Raw genomic sequence first — 22,556 nt, 5'->3', positions numbered from 1 at the left:
GAGCCACCCGCGCCCTCCACCCTTCCACCCGGAACAGTTTCGGATAACATCCGGGTGGAAGGGTGGAGGGCGCGGGTGGCTTGGCTTTGAAAACCAAACCCCCTAAGCGCCCGGCACGATGGCAACACTGATCCCCCTTGCCGCGGTTGAGGCCGCGATGATCGAGCAATTGCTCGACCGTGCCTTTGGCCCAGATCGCCATGCGCGCACCGCATACCGGATTCGCGAAGGCCTTGAATGGCTGGAAGGGCTCAGCTTCGCCGCGCTCGATGAGGATGAGCTGCTGGTTGGCACGATCCAGGTCTGGCCAGTCGCGCTGACGGATCCCGATGGGCGCAATTATCCGCTGCTGATGATTGGTCCGGTTGCCGTGCTGCCAGAGCATCAGCGCGAGGGGTATGGCAAGGCTCTGATGCTCGCCAGCCTGGAGGCGATCGCCAATATGGGCGGCAATGCCCCGGCGCTGCCGCAAGTGATGATCGGCGATCCGGAATATTATGGCCGCTTCTTCGGCTTCAGCGCCGAACCCACCGCCCATTGGCGAGCGCCCGGTCCGAATGATCCCGCCCGGCTGCTGGTGCGCTGTGACAATCCGGCGGTGCTGCTGACCAAGGGCAATCTTGGCCCATGGGGTTCTTTTGAGACGGCAAGTAACAGCTCAGACTTGGCGAAGTGATCGACATCTGGCATCGCTGCGGATGTAAATGCCTTACGAACCACCCCCTTATCTCGCGGACCTGACGCTGGCCCAGATTGCTGAGCAAGTTGCGGCGCGCAAATTGCCCCCAGTTGAAGGCTGGGCGCCGACCAAAATGGGCGATAGCCGGATGCGCATCGCCGCCGATGGCACATGGTTTCACGATGGCGATCCGATCCGGCGCGAGGCAATGGTGAGAGCTTTCTCTGGCCTGCTGACCCGCGATGCATCGGGTGAGCATTTTCTGGTCAGCCCGTTTGAAAAGCTCAGCATTGACGTGGAGGACGCGGCCTTTATCGCAACTGACTGCGCTCAGCGTGAAGGCGGGCTCGCCTTTTTCCTGAACACCGATGAGCTGGTGATTGCCGGGCCAGAGCATGCCTTGCGCGCAGCGGGCGGCGCAGAAACCCCGGCGATTTATTTGCACGTGCGGCGCGGCTGCGAGGCGCGCCTCAACCGCTCCACCTATGCTCAGCTCGCTGAAATCGCGATTGCAAACGGCGATGACTGGACCGTTTCAAGCGGGGGCGAGACCTTCTCGCTCTTGCCCTGAGGCGCCCGCCAATATGAGCTCGCTCTTCGCTCACCTCAGCCGCCTTTACGAAGAAGGGCACCGACACGAAATCACTGACCTGCTAAGCGATAAAAGCTTTTTGGAAGGTGGGCGCACGGCAGAGGCAGCCGTCCTGATCGCGGTGACCGACCGGGCCGAACCCGGCGTCATCCTGACCCAGCGCCCGCAGGATATGCGCGACCATCCCGGCCAAGTCGCCTTTCCCGGCGGCAAGCTCGACCCCGGCGAAGACGCGATCACCGCCGCCCTGCGAGAGGCGCAGGAAGAGCTCGCGATTGATCCCGCCGATGTGCAGGTGATCGGGGAAACCGATTGCTATCAAACCGGCACGGGCTTCAATGTGACCCCGGTGCTCGCCGTGGTGCCGCCTGACCTAGAGCTGACCCCCAGCCCGGAAGAGGTCGAGGCTTGGTTTGAGGTGCCGCTCGCGACCTTACTGGAGCAGGACAATTGGGAAAGCCATGAGGTTTTCTGGCGCGGGCAAATGCGGCATTATCTCGAAATGCATTACGAGGGCTTTCGCATCTGGGGCGTGACGGCGGCAATCATCGCCAATCTGTCGCGGCGGATTGATTTCAACCCACTTACCATCCAATCCCGTTTGGGCTGAGCTTGTCGAAGCCCTGTCCTTCACTTAAGCCTTGGGCATCAAAGCAAGCGCAGTCCTTGGGCAGGCTCAGGGCGAACGGAACGGGAAGCTATGCCTAGCCTGCCAGTAACAGATTGGACCAAACGAGCGGGGATGGCTGAGCTCGTTCAAGCTCTGGGCGCAGACAATATTCGCTGGGTCGGCGGGGCGGTGCGCGACACTTTGGTTGGCATGGCGGTGCACGATGTCGATTGCGCGACCAAGTTGACGCCGGACGTGGTGATTGACCGCTGCCGCGAGGCGGGCATTCGCACGGTTCCCACCGGGCTGGACCACGGCACCATCACCGCCGTGCTGGAGGGCGGACCGGTTGAGGTCACGACCCTGCGCCGCGATGTCGCCACCGACGGCAGGCGCGCGACCATCGCCTTTGCGCAGGAATGGCAGGAGGACGCCGCCCGGCGCGATTTCACCATCAACGCGCTGTTCGCGCATCCCGAGACGCTCGAAATTTCAGACTATTTCGGCGGGCTGGATGATCTCGCCGCGCGGCGCGTGCGCTTTATTGGCGATGCCCGCACCCGCATTCGCGAGGATCACTTGCGGATCCTGCGCTATTACCGGTTTCAGGCGCGCTTTGGCGCGGACCTGGATGCCGAGGCAGAGGAAGCCTGCGAAGAGCTGGCCGGGACGCTCAAGGGCCTCAGCCGGGAGCGGGTGTCCGGCGAATTGCTCGGCATTCTTGCCCTGCCCGATCCGCACCCGACCACCGCGCGTATGCATGCAAAAGGCGTGCTGGGCGTGATCCTGCCAGAGGCTTGCAAAGCCCATCTTACGGCGCTCAAAAACCTGATCGCGGCGGAAACCGCACAAGGCTTTTCGCCCGATCCACTCAGGCGTTTGGCGGCTCTATTGCCACCCATTCGCGAGGTATCAGAAGCGGTGGCGGCGCGGCTGCGATTGTCGCGGGCTCAGCGCGCGCGCCTGATCTGCGCGGCGGAGCGTACCCAAGACGATGGCGCAAACCCGCTGGCGCTTGCCTATTATGAAGGCTCGCAAGGCGCAGCCGATCGACTGCTGCTGCTAGGCAAGGACGCAAGCGCGGTGAAAGATTGGGAGCGCCCGCAATTTCCGCTCAAAGGCGGAGAGATTGTCGCGCGCGGTGTGCAGGCTGGCCCGGAGGTTGCGCGGTTGTTGCAGACCGTTGAGGCGCGCTGGGTTGAGGAAGGTTTCCCCAGCCGCGAACGTGTTCAGGAACTGCTCGGCGACACACTGGACGACTAACCTAACACCCGTGCGTGCTGAGCTTGTCGAAGCACTGCTTTTTCATTCGTACAGTTGAAAGAAGAAGAGCAGCCCTTCGACAAGCTCAGGGCGAACGGGATAGAGAGGAATCTCCCCCTAACCCCCGAAATTATTGCTCTTAGGGAAGCCCTGCGGCGGCATCCGTCCGGCCCCGCCGCGCGCGACCTTCCATAGGTGGATATCCGTCTCCGTCCGGGTCCGCTCGCCCGATCCGCCCATTTGCCAGCTTAGGCCTTCGCCCAATACAAAGGTGATCGCATCGGACAGCCCGCCGTCGCGGTACCGCTGAAGCATCACGCCCTGCCCGCGCGCCATCACCGGCATCTCTTCTAGGTTGAAGACCACCAGCTTGCGATTGTCGCCGACACAGGCAACGTGATCGTGCTCCGGCGCGATTTCGCGCATCACTTGGAGCTGCGCATTGCCCTTCAGGTTGACGACCTGCTTGCCCTTCTTGGTCTCCGCCAGCAGCTCAGAGGTTTCCGCAACGAAGCCCTTGCCGATGCTGGAGGCGAGCAGCAGACGGCCACCTTCCTTATGCACCAGCATTTTCGCGATATTGGTGTCCGATTCCAGATCGATCATCGTGCGCACCGGCTCGCCAAAGCCGCGCGCGCCCGGCAATTTGTCACAGCCCAGCGTGTAGAACCGCCCGTTTTCCGCCGCGATCAGCAGTTTGTCGGTCGTCTGCGCGTGCAGGATGTAGGCGAGCGCATCGCCCTCTTTATATTTGAACTCTTGCGCCAGATCGACATGGCCCTTCGCCGCGCGGATCCAGCCCTTTTGCGACAGGATGATCGTCACCGGCTCTTTCTCGATCATCGCATCCATCGAAAACTCGACCGCCGGGGCCGCTTCTTCGATCCGGGTGCGGCGCTTGCCGAGCGGCGTGTCTTCGCCATATTCCTTGCGCAGCGCGCGCAGCTCTTTCTTCAGCAGGGTCCGCTGGCGCGCTGGCGAGGCGAGCAGTTTCTCAAGCCCGTCTTGCTCCTCAAGCAGCGCAGTCTTCTCATCACGCAGCTGCATTTCTTCCAGCTTGCGCAAGGACCGCAGGCGCATGTTGAGGATCGCCTCGGCCTGACGATCATTGAGCTTGAACTCGGCGATCATCACCGGCTTGGGCTCGTCCTCGGTACGGATGATCTCAATCACGCGGTCGAGATTGAGGAAGGCGGTGATATAGCCCTCGACCAGCTCCAACCGAGCGGCGATCTTATCCAGCCGGTGCTGAGCGCGGCGTTGCAAGATATCGATCTGCGCCCGCGTCCAGTTTTCCAGCAGCTCTTTAAGGCCCATCACCATCGGGGTGCGAGTGGCATCCAACACGTTCAGATTGAGGCCAAATCGGGTCTCAAGATCGGTCAGCTTAAAGAGGGATTCCTTAAGCAGTTCCGGGTCCACATTGCGGCTGCGCGGGACCAGAACGATGCGGATCTGCTCGTCGCTTTCATCGCGCACATCCTCAAGGATCGGCAGCTTCTTATCGGCAATCGCCTGAGCGATCTGTTCGATCAGCTTGCCCTTGGCGACCTGATAGGGAATTTCTGAAATGACCAGCTGCCATTGCCCGCCGCCCAGCCGCTCAATCCCGGCATCGCGGTCTTCGGCCTTCTCAGCCTCCTCGGCATAGAACCGGCCGCGCAGGCGGAAGCTGCCGCGCCCCGTCGCATAGGCCTCGCTGATCGCCTCACGGCTGTCGACCACCTGCCCGCCGGTGGCAAAGTCTGGACCCTGGAACAGCTCCATCAGCCGCTCATGCTCGACATGCGGATTGTCGATCAGCTCCAGCGTGGCATCGATCACTTCGGCGACATTGTGCGATGGAATATTGGTCGCCATGCCCACCGCAATCCCGCTCGCCCCATTGGCCAGCAGATTGGGGAACAGGCCGGGCATCAATTCCGGCTCTTCTTCCTCACCATTGTAGGTCGGGATGAAATCAACCGTGCCCTCGTCCAGACCCTGCATCAACTGCATCGCGGTCTTGGTCAGGCGCGCCTCGGTGTAACGATAGGCGGCGGCATTATCGCCATCGACATTGCCGAAATTGCCTTGCCCCTCAACCAGCGGATAGCGCAGCGAGAAATCCTGAGCGAGCCGCACCATCGCATCATAGGCGGCGGTGTCGCCATGCGGGTGATATTTACCGATCACCTCGCCCACGACGCGGGCGGATTTCTTGAACGTATTGCTGGGGTCCAGCTTTAGCTGACGCATGGTCCACAGCAGGCGCCGATGAACCGGTTTCAGGCCATCGCGCAGATCCGGCAAAGACCGCGCCGTGATCGTCGACAGAGCATATACGAGATAGCGTTCCTCGAGCGCGCTATCGAACGGCGCATCGACGATTGCATCAAACGGATCTTCTGGCAGATCGCCGGTGGTCGTGTCTTTGGTGTCAGCCATACACCAACCATCTAGCAAGCATGGCGCGCCCTAGGGAGCGTCTATCCACAAGAACTAGCGCCAAATAAGCGCTTTATCCGCCATTTTGATAACTTTTGACCGCTATGGCCGGAGCATATTCGAAGGAGCGGCAAGCCAGCCCATGAGTGATGGACCCATATTTGACGTGCGCGTATCGGCCAGACGCCGTGCTGCGGTGCGGCTGGCCATTGCATGCACGTTCTCGATTGGCCTCATCCTACTCGGGCGTTACCTGCTTCCCGAGCACCCCGATTGGAGCTTTATGCCGGGCACTCTCAAAATGTGGGATGGATGGGCGTTTGTCGGGCTCATTATGGTGGGGGCTGGTATCTTTGGGCTGCTCAAAGAGGCGTTGTTTGGCGTCAGGAGCCTCGGGCAAACTGGCCATTGGCATTTCAAGCTCGCGAACGGCCATCTCACCTGGGACGTGCCAAACCATGCCCATGGCGAAGAAATCGGATTTCGCGCCGAGCTCAGCGAGATAAGCTCAATCGAATTTCGCACAGTTGAACGCTACGAACAGACGGATCTGCGAGAATATTGGGTGCATTTTCACGACCGTTATCCGCTACAGCTTCAATCCTATTCTGGGGTTTCGCTGTCGTGGCTTGCGTCGACGATACAAGAAGCAGGCGTGGAGTACCGCGAAACAATCGTGGAGGACTAATCCACTCGCGGTGGGATTGGCCGCTCAGCCCCAGCAGATCGCTGAGCGCTCAGCGCCGCCATGTCCTCTCGCAAGGCGCGCAATTGGATCAGGATTTCCTCGCGTTCGCCGTGCGCGTCTTCTTCTGTTGCCTCTGACATTGCGTTCACGATCACACCGATGAACAGGTTGAGGACGATAAAGCTCGTCATCAAAATGAACGGCACGAAGAACGCCCAGGCGTAGGGATATTCCTCCATCACCGGGCGCACGATGCCCATTGACCAGCTTTCCAGCGTCATGATCTGGAACAGCGAATAGAGCGAGGCGCCAAGCGTTCCAAACCATTCTGGGAAGCTCTCGCCGAACAGCTTCGTCGCCATCACCGCGCTGATGTAGAACAGCAGCAGCAGCATGACGATGACCGTGCCGATGCTGGGGATCGCCTTAAACAGGCCGACGATCACGCGCCGCATGCTGGGCACGACCGAAATCAGGCGCAGCGCCCGCAGGATGCGCAGCGCACGCAGGACAGAGAATTGCTGGCTCGCCGGGACGAGCGCGACGCTGACGATCACCAGATCAAAGACGTTCCAGCCGTTTTTGAAAAAGGCAAAGCGGTAGGCGAAGAGCTTGATCAGCAATTCGATTACGAAAATCGTCAGCGCGATCGTGTCGAGCATGTGCACGGCCCCGCCCACTTTCGACATGACCCAGGGCGATGTCTCCATCCCCAAACCGATCGCATTGATCACGATGACGGCAATGATGACGCGCTCAAAAGAGCCGGATTCGACCAAATTCTGGGCGCGCTCTCGCAGCGTCATTTCAGATACTCCAACGGTGATTAAGGCAATGAAATAGTGACCTTGGCCGCTCCCTTAACACCGCAATTCCCACCTCGCCAGAAGGGGCAGCAAGCCATGCTCAGAAAAAGAAGGGGCTTGCAACGAAACTGAAATGTGGCACAATTATGGCGAAACTTAGGCGCAAATGAGGCACCCCGCCACAATTCGCCTCTTTTTCAGGAGAGTGATCATGAAAGTGACAATGCGATTCGATAAAAAACTTGGAGTGATTTTGAGCCTTGGCGCAGCCAGCATGGCGCTGGCCGCGTGCAGCGAAACCTATGATGGCGAGACCGCAAGCGTGGACTACGCCGAGGCAGAAGCGGCCGCGCCGACCAGCATAATCGCCGCAGAAGAAGCGGGCGCAGACCAAGCGGCGAGCGACGCAGCCGTTGGTGACGAAGCGGCCCCTGTCCCTGCGCTAGAGACCCCCGGCCTGCTGCCCAAAATCGCTTACACGTACAGGTATGGTTTTAGCTTGCCGGGCGAAAAGATCGTGCCCCTGCAACAACGCCACGCCGATATGTGCGAGGCCAAGGGCGCGGGCGCCTGCCGCATTTTGTCCATGCAAGGCGCAAATGTGGCCGACGGCATTGGCAGCGGCAGACTGGAGCTCGCAATCCGGTCTGACATTGCGCGCGGCTTTGGCTCTGAGCTGAGCGGCGCGGCGACCGAAAGCGAGGCCGAGTCAACCAAAGTCGCAATCAATGGCGAAGACCTGTCAAAACAGATGGTCGACACCGAGGCGCGCCTTAGAGCCCGCACGGTCTTGCGCGACCGCTTGCTAGAAACCCTGCGCACCCGGCGCGGCACTGTCGCGGAATTGGTCGAGGCGGAACGCGGCGTGGCTCAAGTGAACGAAGAGATCGATCAGGCGCGCAGCTGGCTCACCGAAATGCGCGGACGTGTCGCCTTCAGCCGGATGACGCTGGATTACGAATCCTCCACCCCCGTGGGCGGCAATTTCTCTAAGCCAATTGGCGAGGCATTCGGCAATGTCGGCGGGATCATGGGCACGGTCATTGCTTGGCTGATGATGCTGGGCGCAGTGGTGCTGCCCATCGGAATGCTCATATGGCTCGCGATGCGGATCAACAGCTGGGCGATCGGCCGCCGCGAAGCACCCGCCGCTGCAGAGGCCTAAGCCGACATATCATGCGCTTCGGACGGGATGGTCACCGCCAGCCCGTCCAGCGCTTCGGTCAGCTCAATCTGGCAGGACAGGCGGCTGGTGCGGCGCACGCCGACGGCAAAGTCGAGCATATCCTCTTCTTCTTCGCTCGCCTGCTCCAGCCGATCAAACCATTCGGCGGCGACGATCACATGGCAGGTTGAGCACGCCATCTGCCCCTCGCATGTTCCCTCCAGCGGCAGGCCATGCGCTTGGCCCACCTTCAGCAGGCTGTCACCCGCTTCCCCTTCGGCCTCAACGGCTGCGCCCTTGGCATCGGTAAAGTGGACTTTCACCCCCATCACAGCTGCTCCTTAGCGGCCGCATTGATGGCCTGTGCCGCCGCTTCTATCTGGTCCATCGTTGTATAGCGGCCAAAGCCGAGCCTGATTGAGGATTTCGCCTGTTTGTCGCTGAGGCCAATGGCTTTTAGCACATGGCTGGGCCGTCCCGATCCGCTGGCGCAGGCGGAACCCGCGCTGAACATGATCATGCGGCAATCGGACATCAGCCGGGCAACATCTAAGCCCTCCCTTCGGATATTAAGATTGCCATGCCAGCGCGCCTCTTCGCTGCCGTTCACGGTCCAATCGGAAAACAGCTCCCGCGCCCGGGCCCATAGCGTCTCGATATGCTGCGCGTCCTCGGCCGCCCGCTCGGCTGCGAGCTGCGCGGCGGCGCCCATACCCGCGATCAGAGCTGGGGCCAAAGTGCCGGAGCGGATGCCATGTTCCTGCCCGCCGCCGGTCTGCACTTCGCCCAGGTCCACGCCGTCCCGCACCCACAATGCGCCCACGCCCTTCGGCCCGTGAAACTTATGCGCGCTGATCGCGATCATATCCGCGCCGGTCACCTCGATTTTGCCATATGCCTGCACGGCATCGACCAGAAACAGCGCGTTCGCTTGCTTCGCGCGGCGGTGCCATTCCAATGTCGGCTGCACCGTACCGATCTCATTATTGACCTGCATCACGGCGATCATGCGCGTGTCCTCGGGCAGGTCTTGGGAGGGATCGCACAGACCCTGATCATCCACGTTCAGCAAATGATGCGCGCCCGCCGCCTTGGCGGTGTCGCCAACGGCGGAATGCTCAATCGCGGAGAACGCCACTGTGCCATCGCCAACCGTGCCCCGGATCGCGAGATTGAGCGCCTCGGTCGCCCCGCTGGTGAAGATCACTTTGCCGCCAGCGGGAAACAAGGCCGCAACCCGATCACGCGCCAGCTCAATCGCGGCAGCTGCCTGACGGCCCATCCGATGCGGCGAATGCGGATTACCAAAGCCGGTGCCGTCCGGCCCATCGAGCCAGCGCAGCATGGCATCGCGCGCTTCGGGCGCTAGCGGGGTCGTGGCTTGGTAATCGAGGTAGATCATTGCTTTGCCCCCTCTATCCGCTCGCCCTGAGCTTGTCGAAGGGCTGTTCTTGTTTTTCTTCCATCGAAGAAGAAAAGTGCAGTGCTTCGACAAGCTCAGCACGGGCGGGTTTCTTTAAGCAAGGCTGCTCCAAGCCTCAGCAAACGCGTCCAATTCCTCCGCTGTCGTGCTCCACCCCAGACTAACCCGAATAGTCCGCGCGGCAACTTCATCGGAAACACCAAACGCATCCAGCACGCGGCTTTTCTTGAGCGTGCCAGAGGAACACGCGCTGCCCGCAGACACCGCAAAGCCCATGGCATCGAGCCGAATGAGAAGGGCCTGCGCGCTCATGCTGGGATGGGTCACGGCGAAGATATAATCCGCCTGATCGCCAATCGTCAGCACGCCTTCGCCCAGCCGCTCTGCAAAGCTCTGCCGCTGCGCCGCAGTCGTCTGCCAATCGCCTGCTTCCAAAGCCGCCGCCATGCCCAGCGCGCCGGGCACGTTTTCGGTGCCGCGCCGATACCCTCTTTCATGGCCGCCTCTCGGCCGAAGCATCCCGTAGTCTCTGACCAACAGGGCACCAATCCCAATCGGCCCCCCAAACTTATGCGCCGAGATGATCGCCATATCGCAATCTGGCACGGCGATCTTGCCCGCAGATTGTGCGCAATCGACAAGCAGTAAATCGGAGTTTTGGCGGATCAGAGAGGTCATTGAGGCAAAATCTTGAATGCTGCCCGTCTCAGAATTTACCTGTTGCACAGCGACCAAAAACCGCTTCTCTCTGGCCTCTTTCTCTGCATCCGAAAGGCCGGGTCGGCGACCAAGCCTGGCGAGATCTACCGAGCCACCGTCAGTAATCGGCAGCACTTCAGCCGCTTCGTATTCGGTGAAGCAATGGATCGCATCGTGCTCAACGGCGCTCACAAATTCTTCCATCACATTTGTATGAGTGAAAGCCAATTCCGCCGCCTCGCTCGCGCCGCTGGTGAAGATCAGTTCTCCGTCCCAGTTTAGCGCACGCTTAATCCGCTCCCGCGCATCCTCCAGCGCGGCCTTCGCCTTGCGACCTTCACCATGCGGAGAGGATGGATTTGCCCAAATCGCAAACCCCTCTTCCATCGCTGCGCGCGCCTCTGGCCTCAGCGGCGTCGTGGCCGCATGATCGAGATAAATGCGTGTCTTAATGAGAACCCCTCACAAAAAATTGCGATTCTTGCATCTTTTCCTATATAGGCCGCGTCTTCGCATGCACCAGCCGGTGATACGCGCACATATTATTTCACAAGGTTTCCGATGCCATCAGTCATCTTTCCCGGTCCAGAAGGCCGTCTCGAAGGTCGTTTTTCCCCGCCACCGCGTCCGCGCGCTCCTGTTGCGATGATCCTGCATCCGCACCCAGAGGGCGGCGGCACCATGAACGACCGGATTGTGCAGCGGATGTACAAGACCTTCGTCGATCGCGGCTTTGCGACCCTACGCTTTAACTTTCGCGGCGTCGGCCGCAGCCAGGGCAGCTTTGACAGCGGCATTGGCGAATTGTCCGATGCGGCGAGCGCGCTGGATTGGGTGCAATCGATCCACCCAGAGGCACAGACGACTTGGGTGGCGGGCTATTCCTTTGGCGCGCTGATCGGCATGCAATTGCTGATGCGCCGCCCAGAGGTTCGCGGGTTCATCTCTGTCGCGCCGCCAGCGAATATGTATGACTTTTCGTTCCTGGCCCCATGCCCGGCCAGCGGCATCTTTGTACAAGGCGCCGCCGATACGGTGGTTCAGCCAAGCGCGGTGCAGAAGCTGGTCGATAAGCTGCGCACGCAAAAGCACATCACGATCCACCACGAAGAGATCCCGCGCGCAAACCACTTCTTCGAGAACGAGACCGACGATCTGATGGCCTCGGTCGACAATTATCTCGACTTCCGCCTGTCGCCGGATTGTCCGATTAAGTAGTTTTTCGGATCGCTTGCTGATCCAAGCCAGGTTGAGCCATGCGTCTGGTTTCGGATGACTCGTCGGACAGACAGGATGACCGTCTTTGCAGGTCAAAGCGGACATCTTGTTTGCGCACCCGCCTTGTCTATTCTCGGATTAGAAAAGCGGGGTAGTGATGTTTGGAATAGGCGGACGGTCTGGTGTAACAAAGCTGGAGCTTGAGAGGGATCAGGCTTTAGTGCTTTTTGAATTGCTATCTCGCTGGATTGACGATCACCCCCAGCCTACTCCGTCTGCTGACTGCTTCCAAAGCCCAGCCGAATTGGTTGTCTTGAGCCAAATTGATGAAAAACTGAAGGCAACGCTAAGCGAACCATTTCAGACCGACTACCTTGAAATACTTAGTGCGGCCCGTGAAAGGCTTGCAAAAGAGCTTGTTGTTGGAGAAACACTGAACGATTAAGGCTGCAAATATGGGTGGTAGCGGACATACATTCCGGCCTAATCATCGAAGCAGTGTTTATACTTCTGATAGATAGATGCAGGATTGAGACGTCCTACTGTTGCCTTTGTTGGTCCACCATCAGAAACTCCAAATAGTAGCAGGAACTTCTCACGCTGCTCACCGCTTCCAAAGTGACGTTCTCGGTCCAGTCTTTCCAGCGCCTTGGTGCAGGATTCAAAAAAATTGTCGAAGTAATTTGGAATCTCAGCTTCGAACGGAATCTCGGCATGCTCGTAAGCGGCGACTAGAATAATCCGATACGCAAGCAGCAACCCGGCGTCTGTAGTGTAAGGCCATTCACTCGGATTGGTTCGATAGTACGGAGCATCTTCGTCCGAGTCATCAAAGGTCGTTTCTGCCATGGCGGCGGGACAGATCGTCATTCCATCGTAGTCGGTGAACAACGCAAAGCCGTTCACGCTCTCTTCTGAATTTTCCCTGCAAATCTGCTGGTAAGCCTCCCTTGCGCCATTGTAGATTGCCTCTTCAAGAAAATCGAAGTCAAGGCTTCCTGGAATGGAGCAGCCAGCATGCAGGAGTGAAAATCCCTTGCTCTGATTGTTCGAAATAGTCTGATCCAGGAAAGTACTTGCTTCGGCGGTGTCCTGAAACTCCTTGAGTTCCGTTTCTCCCATCGTGAAAGGCTTACCGCGAGCGAGCCAGACGGCACTTTCATTTTGCCTAATTTCAATGAATTCAGCTTCTTCAAGTCCAACGGACTTGGCAAGAACTGCCCAGTTGGTTGGTCCCACCGTTCCGGTCCCTTTGTCTTTCTTGAAGATTCTCCGAAGTATGTTCAGCATTCAATGCGCACCCCAAAACGGTCAACGCTATGCTACTATGAGAACTCGCCGATGAAGGCTAGGCGGTACCGAATGGCCGTATCCGTCGAACGTCCGCAATTGGGTCGTGAGCCGAAGGTCGGCTTTCGCCAGCTCAAAGAGCAAGAGCGGTCACAGAGGAAAATACGGAGTCGGCGCCGCTTCGACAGATGCGCCTGCATGATTGAATTCAGCACACTTGATCGTTTCTTGGTTGTCCGCAGCACATCCGTGCTGCGAAATCCTCGCGGTTTTTTGTTACGCCCTCAGACGCCGGGTGCTCACATCCGTTCGCGTGGTTTCCGCGCCATAAGGCGCGACGCACGCGTGGGCTTGCGGCTCGCTGGTCGCTCGCCGAACCATTCCCGGCCAGTATCAAGAGTCTTTGCAAAAACTAGCCTGTTGAGACGCGGAGCACGGTCGGCGCTTCCGCCGACCGCAAGCGCGACCGCGCGCCCGCAGCGACGCGATCTATGATCGTGTGAGCGAGGAAATCGCACCCCGGATGGGGTGCGCAAACAATAAAGTCCTGAAACGCAACTCGAAAGTTCTTGTCATGTAAATGTAATGTTGTAACATGACTCCAGAGCGGCGCCTATGTGCGAGCAAACGCTCAAGGTGACCGCTCCTTGAAGAGAGGAGCCTTGTAATGAGTTACGTCACACAAAAACAAGCGGGCCAACCGGTCGCAATCCTTGGGGCAATCGGCATCCCCGCCGCCTTCGCTGGCCTGCTGGTCATCGGGCTGGCGGTGAAAGCGGTCATACCAACGCAACCTGATGATTTCGAAGCGGTCACGATAACGCCGACCCTCCCGCCTCCCCCGCCTGAGCCGACTGCAGAACCGGATGCCTCGCCCAAGACGAGCCCAACTCTGCCGGAAATCTATACCCCTCCAATTCCCAACCCTATCCCGACCACAGGTCCACTTGTGAACACCACGGGTGAGCTGCCGCCGATTGGCGGTGACATCAACCTCGGCCCGATCCCGGGACCTGATTTTGGCAATGACTTAGGCGGGGTCACGCCGAGCGTGCCGACCTTCGACCCGATTGCGGCGAAGCCTGCCAATGATGCCTCGCGCTGGGTTACGGACAATGACTACCGCTCGTCCTGGATCCGCCGCGGCTATTCCGGCAAAGCAAGCTTCAGCCTTGAGGTCAGCACCTCGGGCCGGGTCACCAATTGCTCGATCACGCGGTCCACTGGGCACAGCGCGCTCGACAGCGCAACGTGCTCGCTGATCGCGAAGCGCGCGCGGTTTGACCCTGCGATGGATGCAAGCGGCGCGCCGACGGCCGGGATCTACACCAGCTCAATCAACTGGCAATTGCCGAATTAAGGCTTGCTTACTGAGGACCTAGACCACTCCGCGCCCTCCACCCTTCAACCCGGATGGTATCCGAAACTGCTCCGGGTGGAAGGGTGGAGGGTGCGGGGCGGCGAAGGCCGTTTAATTATCAAGCACCTCTGCTCCGGCAGCCCCCACCTGCTCAATCGGCGAATTGCCGCTCGCATCGGGCAGCGTCCAGATTAGCACATTGCCAATCGCAATCGCCGCCAGCAGCACCATCAGCGCTGGCTGCTTTATCGCGCCCGTCCGCCGCCACAGGAACACCGCTCCGATGATCAGGGCGAACGCGGCCAGCATTACAATTGAAAGCACAAGGTCCATGTTCGATTGCCTCTGGTTGTGGTTCGCGGCATAGTGCAATTGTCGCAGAGTTGGAATATTCCACGTCCAACCCCGCATAAACATAATAGGAGGACAAAATGGGTATTTTCAGTTCAATCAAAGGCGCAATCTTCGGCAAGGACGAAGACGAGAAGAAATCACCAGCCGCCGCCGCTGGTGCCGCCGCCGGAGCAGCCGCTGCGGTTGCTGCCGCAGCCAATGCGAAGCCTGCGGGCATCAGCGAAGTCGACGTTGCAGCAAAGCTCGACGCGATGGACGGCGCAGACAAGCTCAACTGGCGCACATCGATCGTTGATCTGATGAAGCTGATCGGGGTCGACCCCAGCTTTGGCAACCGCAAGGAATTGGCTAGGCGAGCTCGGCGATACCGACTATTCCGGTACGGCTGAGGAAAACATCTGGCTGCATAAGAAAACCATGCAGGAGCTCGCCAAAAACGGCGGCACCGTGCCAGCTGAATTTCTCGACTAATTGACCCATCGTTCAGATTGACAGCGGCCTGCCGCGCGGTAACACCGCCCGCATGACCAATTCAAACATGAACATCACGCGCCGTCAGGCCCTTAGCGGGCTTGGCGGCGTTTCTGCATTGGCGCTGCTGCCAGCGTGCAAACAGCTGGGCATTGGCGCGCCGAGCGGCGGCGAATTTGCCGCGCTGGAGCCTGACGCAGCGCTGGAGAAAATCGGCTACGAGATGCTCGCCCATGAGCCTGGCCGCGCAACCGGGCTTGGCGTGGACACCGGCGATTATGCCGCATGGCGCGGCACCTTTGGCACGCCGGGTCTGCAAGGCCGGGCTGATTATGCCGCTACTTTGGAGCGCCTGCGTGAGGGCGCGAGGGACTATCCCAAGGACGGGCTGACACCTGATCAACTTACCAGTTTCGAGGTCGTCGAAAGCGCTTTCGCCAAGGCGCTCGAAGGCTTCGCCCTCCCCTACGGCGATGTCGCCGTCGGCAGCTGGCGCAACGCGCCTTACGTGGTGATCCAAAACGTCGGCGCCTATATCGACATGCCGCGCGCCATGGGCTCCAGCCAGCCGCTGAGCAATGCGCAGGACGTTGAATATTACCTCAGCCGCCTGAGCGAAATCCCGGCGGTTCTCGATGGCGAGATTGAGCGCATGCAAGAGGCCCGCGCCATGGGCGTGGTGCCGCCAGACTTCCTGCTCGACAAAGCCATTGGGCAGATGGAATCGAGCCTCGCTGCAGCTGCCGACGGCACCGCATACACCGGCGATCTGGCCGCCAATCTTGAGAAAGCGAGCCTATCTGCCGATGCGATGGACCGCGCCAAAGCCATTGTCACCGGCGACATCGCCGCCGCGCTTGATCGCCAGCTGAAAGAGCTCAAAACCCAGCGCGCCGAGGCGGATAGCGACCCCGGCATGTGGAGCCAGCCGCAGGGCGAGGAATATTACGCCTGGGCCACCAGCGCCTCTACCACGACCTCGCTATCGCCCGATGAAATCCATGAGCAGGGCTTGGAAGAACTCGCCGAGCTCCACGGCCAGATGGACCCGATCCTCAAAGAAATCGGCTTTACGCGGGGCACCGTGGGCGAGCGTATGCAGGCGCTCAGCCAAGACCCGCGCTATAAATTTGCTGAGGGCGATCCGGGCCGCGAAGAAATCTTCGCCTTCATCGATGAACGCATCGAATGGATCAAAGCGCAAATGCCGCGCGCCTTTAACGAGCTGGTCGATCCCAATATGGAGGTCCGCCGCATCCCCATTAATGAAGAGCCCGGCGCGCCCGGCGCCTATGGCGGCGCGGGCAGCAAGGATGGCAGCATTCCGGGCCGGTTCTGGATCAATCTGCGCACCACCGATTTGCACCGCAAATATGATCTTGCTGACCTCACCTATCACGAGGCGATCCCGGGCCATGTTTGGGAGGGTGAATATTCCAACCGCCTGCCGCTGATCCGCTCGATCCTCGCGTTTGGCGCGTTCAGCGAAGGCTGGGCGCTCTACGGCGAACAGCTCGCCGATGAGCTTGGCGCCTATGACGACTTTAAAGTCGGGCGGCTTGGCTATTTGCAAAGCCTCGCCTTCCGCGCTTGCCGCCTGGTGGTCGACACCGGCCTGCACTCCAAACGCTGGAGCCGCGATTCTGCCCGCCAGTTCTTTGTCGAACGCAATGGCAGCAAGTTTGAAGAGGTCGTAGGCGAAGTCGACCGCTATTGCAGCTGGCCGGGCCAAGCCTGCAGCTACAAGATTGGCCACAGCGAAATCGTGCGCCAACGCGCGCGGGCAGAGGCTGAGCTGGGCGAGGCCTATGACTTCAAAGCGTTCAACACCGCGGTGATTCTGGGCGGCAATGCGCCGCTCGATGTGGTGGCCAAGAATGTCGACCGCTATATCGCGGGAGCGAAGGCGTAAGGAGGCACCGAATGGGGATTTCCTGGAAGGTTCTGCTAGTGGTGATCGGGGTCTCGACCCTGACCTTGCGCTTTCTGCTGGATAGCCAATTTGGCACCACGACCTTAGTCTACATTCTGGTCCCGTTCGTCATCTCGGTTGCGCTCGCATTCCTGACCAAATCGAGCGAGAGCACCCGATATCGCTACCGCTATCTCAACCATATGCGGATTATGACGATCGTCTTTCTGGCAACCTCGGTGTTGCTGTTTGAAGGCTTCATCTGCGTCCTGATGTTCATGCCGATCTACTATGGCTTTGCAACAATTGGCTTTTTCTTCTCTTGGCTGGCGAGAGACAAAAGCCTGGATGACCAAGGCAGCAGCGATCTGACCAACACGTTCAAGGTCGCGGCCATTCCCGTGCTGGTCCTAATGCTGGTCAGCGAAGGTCTATTTTCGGCAACCACGGTGCCGCGTCCGGCGACCGCCACTTTGGTTGCGGACACCCCGCTTAGCGTCGCCGAACTGCAAGCCAATATGGCTCAGCCGATCAGTTTTGAAAGCGACCGGCATTGGTTCCTGGAACTGTTCCCCATGCCCGACAGCATTCAGGCGGGCAGCCTGGCGCCGGGCGATATGCACACACTGCATTTCACTTACAAACGCTGGCTGTTCACCAACACCCATCAGGGCGAAATGCATGTTCGCATCGACAAAGTCAGCGCTGATCATATTCGCACGAAAATCACCCGCAATGACAGCTATCTTGGCAATTATATGGATATCGATGGCACTGATATTCGCTTCACGCCAAAGGCGGATGGCGGCACCCGTGTGGCTCTAACCATTCGCTATGACCGGCTGCTCGACCCGGCGTGGTATTTTGGCCCGATGCAGCAACTCGCCGCCAAAGAAAGTGCGCGCCTGTTCCTGTCAGACATCATCCTGAGGCATCCGGTGGAGGAAGTCGCCGATGGGCAGTGATCTGCAAAGCGGCAGCGCGGCGTTTAAAGTCAATTCGCTGACCAATTTGGAGCAGGCCGATCCCGGCAAAGGCCGTGTGGTCTGGGACCCGGCCCGATCCATCTGGAACACCGGATTTATTCTGGGCGCATTGGTGCTCGGCCCGCTGTTTTTCTCTTGGAGCGGCTTTGCCATTTTCCTGGTGCTTTCGGCAGTAACACTCTGCGCGGGCCATTCGGTCGGCTTTCACCGCCGCCTGATCCATCGCAGTTTTGAATGCCCCAAATGGCTGGAGCGCGTGATGGTCTATTTCGGCACGTTGGTGGGCATGGGCGGCCCGGTCTGGACCATCGGCCTGCACGATATGCGCGATTGGGCCCAGCGCGAGGAGGATTGCCACTGGTTTCTGCGGCACGGCAAACCAATGGCGATAGAGGGGTTTACCTACCTCAATTTCAAGCTGATCCTGGATCACCCGCCGGGCTTTGATCCCGGGCCGGAGATTGCCGGTGACCGGTTCTACGCATTCCTTCAGCGCACATGGATGCTGCATCAGATCCCGCTCGCCATCGCGCTGTATGCCATGGGCGGATGGTCATGGGTGGTGTGGGGCGTGATCGTGAGAGTGGCCGCCTGTGTTTCGATGCATTGGTACATTTCCTATTTGGCGCACACGCGCGGGCCGCAAGATTGGCATTTGGACGATGCTGCCTTGCAGGCGCACAATGTGCCGATCCTGGCGATCCCGACCATGGGGGAAAGCTGGCACTGCAATCACCACGCCTTCCCGCGTTCGGCGGCGCATGGGCTGTATCCGGGGCAGATCGATCTTGGGTTCCAGTTTATCCGACTGCTCGAAAAGCTGGGCCTGGCGTGGGACATAAAGCTGCCCGCGAACCTTCCTCCACGGCCCGGTATTTCGCCCGTGTCAGAGCGCGCGCTGTCGATTGCTTCGCCAGGGCAGGCCTCGCTTTCCAAGCCTGCGAAGACTGAAGCATAAGCTCTCGCGCGGCGGTGGGCCGTGAGCGCTCGTGAGCCTGATTTTCCTACCTAGAGCGTTTGGGGTAGTTCGGTATGATGCTTCGGTTTGACCTTTCAACTCTGTACGCGTTCTGCTGGTTCACACGGGCGGGCTCGCGTCCCGATTATGATCGGAAAAAGCGATCATTGGGCGCCGCTGTGATCGATTGGTTTTTCGGCCCTGAACACTGTTCCAACTGTTCCAAGCGTGCATGGCACACGACGAACCGAGGGCCCGGTCAGGCTGCCCGGTGGATTGCAGCCTCACTCCCGCGACACCATGTTGTAGCATTGCCAGTTCAGGAGAAGCGCGCATGGAACAGCTAGGACAAGACCTTGAGACCCTGCGGCGTGTGCCGCTGGCCGATGCGCATGTCGACGCGATCTGCGAGATCGGGACAGAACGGACCTATCCCAAGGGGCACATCTTCGCCGAAGTTGGCGAGCCAATGGACACCTTCACCTATGTGCTCGACGGCGAGATCGAAGTGATCGACGCCTACACCCGGGAGCGGATGTTCGAGCACAGCTTAGGGCCGACGCAGTTCATGGGCGAGATTGCCTTCATGAATGGCGGCAATTGGGTCTTGCCAATGCGGGCCGCCAAGGAAACCCGAGTGATCGAGGCCCCGCGCGAGGCGATGCTGGAGCTGATGAGCCGGGTGCCGGAGTTGTCGGATCACATCATCACCGTCTTCGCAGCGCGCAGGCAGCGGCAGTTCGAGCTGAAAAACAGCTCTGTCAAAGTGATCGGCGCAGACCGCGATCCGGCGGTGCAAAAGGTCGAGGGCTTCCTCTCGCGCAATCGCATCCCGTTCCAAAGCTACGATATGGACGCCTCTGACGAGGAAACCGCACATGTCTGCGACCTCAGCGGGCATCAGCCCTCCGTGATCGTGGGCAGAGACCAAAAGCTGGATGATCCAACGCCGCGCAAGGTCGCCCAGCACCTCGGCCTGGACCTCGACATCTGCTCAAAGCGCACTTTCGACCTGCTGATCGTCGGCGGCGGTCCGGCGGGCGTCGCCGCAGCAGTCTATGCCGGGGCGGAGGGGATTGAGGCGCTGCTGATCGAAGACATGGCGATTGGCGGACAAGCGGGCACATCGAGCCGGATCGAGAACTACATGGGCTTTCCCACCGGCATCAGCGGGACGGACCTGACCTATCGCGGGCAAATCCAGGCGCTGAAGTTTGGCACGCGGTTTGCGATGCCGCGCCGGGTTGAGAAGCTGGAGCGGCGCAACGATGGCTCGTTCTGCGCGGTTCTGGATGATGGCGATGAGATCTGCGCGCGTGCTGTGCTCGTCAGCACCGGTGTGCAGTACAGCCGCCTGCCCTTGGACCGGCTCGAGGAGCTGGAGGGCGCAGGCGTGTTCTACGCCGCAACCGAGATGGAAGCGCGCTTTTGCAAGAAGACCGAAGCCGTCGTGATCGGCGGCGGCAACTCCGCTGGGCAAGCGGCAATGTACCTCTCGCGCAGCGCAGCGCATGTGCATCTGGTCGTGCGCTCAGGCAGTCTTGCGGCCAGCATGTCGAGCTACCTCTCAAGCTTGGCTAGAGGCGGATCCGCGGGTCACAATCCACTACAACACTAGCGTCACCGAGCTTCATGGAGAAGACCGCTTGGAGGCGGTGACGTTCAAGGCGCCTGATGGCGAAACCCGGCAGGAAACCCGCGCGCTCTTCATCATGATCGGCGCAGCGCCCAACACCGCCTGGCTTTCCGGCCATGTCGATACGGACGAGCGCGGCTTCGTACTGACCGGAGCAGACGTTGGCCGCCCCTCCCCTTCGAAACGGGCACAGACGGCGTCTTTGCCGTGGGTGATGTGCGCGCCGGATCGGTAAAACGCGTCGCTAGCGCCGTGGGCGAAGGGTCCGTCGTAGTCTCGCAAATATGGAGCTATCTCGACGGTCTAGAAAGCTAAACAAAGCCCCTAGAAACCCAAATAAATGCCGTTATGCTTGGGCCAAGAGCACTTCTGAAGTGCTCGGTCGCACTAACGGGGCAATCACAATGGTATTCGCGCGTCTATTCGTATCTCTTTTACTGACATTCGCATTGCTAGGCGCCGCTCCTGCGCGTGCCGATTGGTACGAAGCATCGAGTGATCATTTCGTGATTTACGCCGATGACAGCGAGAAAGACATTCGCCGCTACGCGCAAAACCTCGAGCGTTTCCACGCGGCGATGGAATTGCTCACCGGGCGGAAAGTCGAGAAGCCCAGCCCCTCCAACAGAGTGGTGATCTTCGTCGTTGGCAGTCAAAGAGACGTGCGCAAGCTATCGGGCAGAAAGAGCCGCTATGTAGCGGGATTCTATCGCCCAAGAGCAGGCGCAAGCCGGGCATTTGTGCAGGATATTCGCCATAAAAGTGGCTATCCGGACTTCTCGACGATCATCCTGCTTCACGAATACGCGCACCACTTCCTGATCTCACAATCGCGCTTCGGCATGCCGCGCTGGCTTGGTGAAGGCGCGGCCGAGTTTTTCGCGTCAGCATCCTTCCCAAGTAAAGGCGGCATTCAAATTGGGCTTCCGGCACAGCACCGCGCCAATGAACTGTTCAACTCTGCTGATGTAAGCATTTACGAGCTACTTGATCATGAGCTTTACGAGAGCAATCGCGGCAAAGGCTATGACGCGTTCTACGGACGCAGCTGGCTGCTCTACCATTACCTTACCTTCAACGAAGACCGGCAGGGTCAGCTCAGCAAATACCAAGCAGAAGTGCTTGCGGGCCTATCCTCACTAGAGGCAGGGAAGAAGGCCTTTGGTGATTTGGATCAGCTTGAAAAAGAACTGAGATCCTATCTGCGAAAACGGATGCCAGGCCTTGGCCTTGCACCAGAAAAGCTCCCAATAGGCGATGTCACCCTGCGCAAGCTACCTAAGGGTGAAGCGGAAATGATGCCAATTCGCATCCGATCGCAGCGCGGCGTCGACGAAGAGACAGCCGCAGAAGTGCTCGTTGATGCCCGAGAGGTTGCGTCGAAATACCCTGATGATGCCGGCGTTCTTTCAGCTCTCGCCGAGGCGGAATATGATGCAGGCAATGATGCCGAAGCCATTGCCGCCGCCGATGCAGCCATTGCGATCGATCCAGCGCGCACCAATCCCTATGTGCAAAAAGGCTATGCCCTGTTTCGGATGGCGCGCGATGCAGAGGATGAGAAGGCCGCGATTGATCTGGCGATGAAGCCATTCTCGCTGCTCAACAAAATTGAGAACGATCACCCAATGCCGCTGATCTACTATTATCGCAGCTATGCTCAGCGCGGGGTCGAACCGCCCGAAAACGCCAAGCATGCGCTGGAACGCGCAGCAGAGCTCGCTCCATTTGATAAGGGGCTGTGGATGCAAGCTGCGATGATGCAAATGCAGGAAGGCAAAATTGCGATCGCAAAAAACTCGCTGCAGCCTCTAGCCAGTGATCCGCATGGCGGCAATCAGGCAGAGCGCGTCAAGAACATCATCGCGCTGCTCGACAAAACCGAGGAAGGCACAGTGATCACCGGCCGCGATTTGGCGGTAACCGCGCCCGTTGCTCAGGTCAGCGTTCCAGCGGTACCAGGTGATGATGATAGTGATGGTGGAGCAGACGAGTAGGCCTCCCCTGCTCCACTATAAG

General features: G+C 59.5%; 24 protein-coding genes. 17 read left to right on the top strand and 7 right to left on the bottom strand.

Annotated features, from left to right (window positions below; all coding sequences use genetic code 11):
* Positions 1-118: 118 nt before the first annotated feature.
* From AC0V6U_RS02120 to AC0V6U_RS02105, 4 genes are all read left to right on the top strand, one after another.
* Positions 119-676, top strand: coding sequence for a GNAT family N-acetyltransferase (locus AC0V6U_RS02120; RefSeq protein WP_472644586.1), 558 nt, complete (start codon positions 119-121; stop codon positions 674-676).
* A gap of 28 nt (positions 677-704) precedes the next feature.
* Positions 705-1,250 (top strand): DUF1285 domain-containing protein, encoded by a 546-nt coding sequence (locus AC0V6U_RS02115; protein WP_472644585.1) that lies wholly within the window; start codon positions 705-707, stop codon positions 1,248-1,250.
* A gap of 13 nt (positions 1,251-1,263) precedes the next feature.
* The gene (locus AC0V6U_RS02110) at positions 1,264-1,881 is read left to right on the top strand and encodes a CoA pyrophosphatase (protein ID WP_472644584.1); all 618 of its coding nucleotides are present in this window, start codon (positions 1,264-1,266) and stop codon (positions 1,879-1,881) included.
* Positions 1,882-2,013: 132 nt separating this feature from the next.
* On the top strand, positions 2,014-3,144 hold the full coding sequence (locus AC0V6U_RS02105) for a CCA tRNA nucleotidyltransferase (protein WP_472644583.1): 1,131 nt from the start codon (positions 2,014-2,016) through the stop codon (positions 3,142-3,144).
* A 117-nt stretch (positions 3,145-3,261) separates the two neighbouring features.
* On the opposite strand, the gene parC is transcribed toward AC0V6U_RS02105, so the two are convergent.
* Positions 3,262-5,571 (bottom strand): DNA topoisomerase IV subunit A, encoded by a 2,310-nt coding sequence (gene parC, locus AC0V6U_RS02100; RefSeq protein ID WP_472644582.1) that lies wholly within the window; start codon positions 5,569-5,571, stop codon positions 3,262-3,264.
* 142 nt (positions 5,572-5,713) lie between these two features.
* Between parC and AC0V6U_RS02095 the strand changes: the two genes are divergently transcribed.
* Complete coding sequence (locus tag AC0V6U_RS02095; RefSeq protein WP_472644581.1) at positions 5,714-6,259, top strand: hypothetical protein; 546 nt, start codon at positions 5,714-5,716, stop codon at positions 6,257-6,259.
* Here the strand turns inward: AC0V6U_RS02095 and AC0V6U_RS02090 are convergent.
* On the bottom strand, positions 6,256-7,065 hold the full coding sequence (locus tag AC0V6U_RS02090) for an ion transporter (RefSeq protein WP_472644580.1): 810 nt from the start codon (positions 7,063-7,065) through the stop codon (positions 6,256-6,258). The two genes, AC0V6U_RS02095 and AC0V6U_RS02090, sit on opposite strands and share 4 nt — an antisense overlap.
* Positions 7,066-7,288: 223 nt before the next feature.
* Here AC0V6U_RS02090 and AC0V6U_RS02085 point away from each other — a divergent pair, with 223 nt between their 5' ends.
* Positions 7,289-8,230, top strand: coding sequence for a DUF4349 domain-containing protein (locus AC0V6U_RS02085; RefSeq protein WP_486169353.1), 942 nt, complete (start codon positions 7,289-7,291; stop codon positions 8,228-8,230).
* Here the strand turns inward: AC0V6U_RS02085 and AC0V6U_RS02080 are convergent.
* The 3 genes from AC0V6U_RS02080 to AC0V6U_RS02070 form a co-directional block, all read right to left on the bottom strand.
* On the bottom strand, positions 8,227-8,559 hold the full coding sequence (locus tag AC0V6U_RS02080; protein ID WP_472645684.1) for a 2Fe-2S iron-sulfur cluster-binding protein: 333 nt from the start codon (positions 8,557-8,559) through the stop codon (positions 8,227-8,229). The two genes, AC0V6U_RS02085 and AC0V6U_RS02080, sit on opposite strands and share 4 nt — an antisense overlap.
* Entirely contained in the window at positions 8,559-9,632 is a 1,074-nt protein-coding gene (locus AC0V6U_RS02075) for a cysteine desulfurase family protein (RefSeq protein ID WP_472644578.1), read from the bottom strand. The genes AC0V6U_RS02080 and AC0V6U_RS02075 overlap by 1 nt, the downstream gene beginning before the upstream one ends.
* A gap of 114 nt (positions 9,633-9,746) precedes the next feature.
* Positions 9,747-10,793, bottom strand: a complete 1,047-nt coding sequence (locus AC0V6U_RS02070; protein WP_486169533.1) for a cysteine desulfurase family protein — start codon at positions 10,791-10,793, stop codon at positions 9,747-9,749.
* A 120-nt stretch (positions 10,794-10,913) separates the two neighbouring features.
* On the opposite strand from AC0V6U_RS02070, the gene AC0V6U_RS02065 reads away from it, so the two are divergent.
* Together AC0V6U_RS02065 and AC0V6U_RS02060 are read left to right on the top strand one after the other, a co-directional pair.
* Positions 10,914-11,570 (top strand): alpha/beta hydrolase, encoded by a 657-nt coding sequence (locus tag AC0V6U_RS02065; protein ID WP_472644576.1) that lies wholly within the window; start codon positions 10,914-10,916, stop codon positions 11,568-11,570.
* Positions 11,571-11,727: 157 nt separating this feature from the next.
* Positions 11,728-12,015 (top strand): hypothetical protein, encoded by a 288-nt coding sequence (locus AC0V6U_RS02060; RefSeq protein WP_472644575.1) that lies wholly within the window; start codon positions 11,728-11,730, stop codon positions 12,013-12,015.
* A gap of 38 nt (positions 12,016-12,053) precedes the next feature.
* Here AC0V6U_RS02060 and AC0V6U_RS02055 read toward each other — a convergent pair whose 3' ends face one another.
* Positions 12,054-12,860 (bottom strand): DUF4303 domain-containing protein, encoded by an 807-nt coding sequence (locus tag AC0V6U_RS02055; protein ID WP_472644574.1) that lies wholly within the window; start codon positions 12,858-12,860, stop codon positions 12,054-12,056.
* 667 nt (positions 12,861-13,527) lie between these two features.
* On the opposite strand from AC0V6U_RS02055, the gene AC0V6U_RS02050 reads away from it, so the two are divergent.
* Positions 13,528-14,220, top strand: a complete 693-nt coding sequence (locus AC0V6U_RS02050; protein ID WP_472644573.1) for an energy transducer TonB — start codon at positions 13,528-13,530, stop codon at positions 14,218-14,220.
* Positions 14,221-14,331: 111 nt separating this feature from the next.
* Here the strand turns inward: AC0V6U_RS02050 and AC0V6U_RS02045 are convergent, their stop codons facing one another.
* On the bottom strand, positions 14,332-14,553 hold the full coding sequence (locus tag AC0V6U_RS02045; RefSeq protein ID WP_486169352.1) for a hypothetical protein: 222 nt from the start codon (positions 14,551-14,553) through the stop codon (positions 14,332-14,334).
* 98 nt (positions 14,554-14,651) lie between these two features.
* Here AC0V6U_RS02045 and AC0V6U_RS02040 point away from each other — a divergent pair, with 98 nt between their 5' ends.
* The 8 genes from AC0V6U_RS02040 to AC0V6U_RS02005 all read left to right on the top strand — a co-directional run bounded on the left by AC0V6U_RS02040 (position 14,652) and on the right by AC0V6U_RS02005 (position 22,534).
* Positions 14,652-14,963 carry a DUF3597 family protein gene (locus AC0V6U_RS02040; protein ID WP_472644570.1) on the top strand — a complete coding sequence of 104 codons (312 nt, stop codon included), beginning with the start codon at positions 14,652-14,654 and terminating at the stop codon, positions 14,961-14,963.
* Positions 14,902-15,045: a DUF3597 family protein gene (locus AC0V6U_RS02035; protein ID WP_472644569.1), complete on the top strand. Its 144-nt coding sequence runs from the start codon at positions 14,902-14,904 to the stop codon at positions 15,043-15,045. The genes AC0V6U_RS02040 and AC0V6U_RS02035 overlap by 62 nt, the downstream gene beginning before the upstream one ends.
* A gap of 52 nt (positions 15,046-15,097) precedes the next feature.
* Positions 15,098-16,957: a DUF885 domain-containing protein gene (locus AC0V6U_RS02030; RefSeq protein WP_472644568.1), complete on the top strand. Its 1,860-nt coding sequence runs from the start codon at positions 15,098-15,100 to the stop codon at positions 16,955-16,957.
* A gap of 11 nt (positions 16,958-16,968) precedes the next feature.
* Positions 16,969-17,922, top strand: a complete 954-nt coding sequence (locus AC0V6U_RS02025; RefSeq protein WP_472644567.1) for a hypothetical protein — start codon at positions 16,969-16,971, stop codon at positions 17,920-17,922.
* Positions 17,912-18,901, top strand: a complete 990-nt coding sequence (locus AC0V6U_RS02020; RefSeq protein ID WP_472644566.1) for an acyl-CoA desaturase — start codon at positions 17,912-17,914, stop codon at positions 18,899-18,901. Before AC0V6U_RS02025 ends, AC0V6U_RS02020 begins: the two co-directional genes overlap by 11 nt.
* 334 nt (positions 18,902-19,235) lie before the next feature.
* Complete coding sequence (locus AC0V6U_RS02015) at positions 19,236-20,519, top strand: FAD-dependent oxidoreductase (protein ID WP_472644565.1); 1,284 nt, start codon at positions 19,236-19,238, stop codon at positions 20,517-20,519.
* Positions 20,520-20,556: 37 nt separating this feature from the next.
* Entirely contained in the window at positions 20,557-20,772 is a 216-nt protein-coding gene (locus AC0V6U_RS02010; protein WP_472644564.1) for a hypothetical protein, read from the top strand.
* 169 nt (positions 20,773-20,941) lie between these two features.
* Entirely contained in the window at positions 20,942-22,534 is a 1,593-nt protein-coding gene (locus tag AC0V6U_RS02005; RefSeq protein WP_472644563.1) for a DUF1570 domain-containing protein, read from the top strand.
* The last annotated feature ends 22 nt before the right edge of the window (positions 22,535-22,556 follow it).

This window comes from Erythrobacter sp. W36, assembly GCF_057364935.1.
Note: the sequence above shows the minus strand (reverse complement) of the source record. Positions and strands in the feature narration are given on the sequence as shown.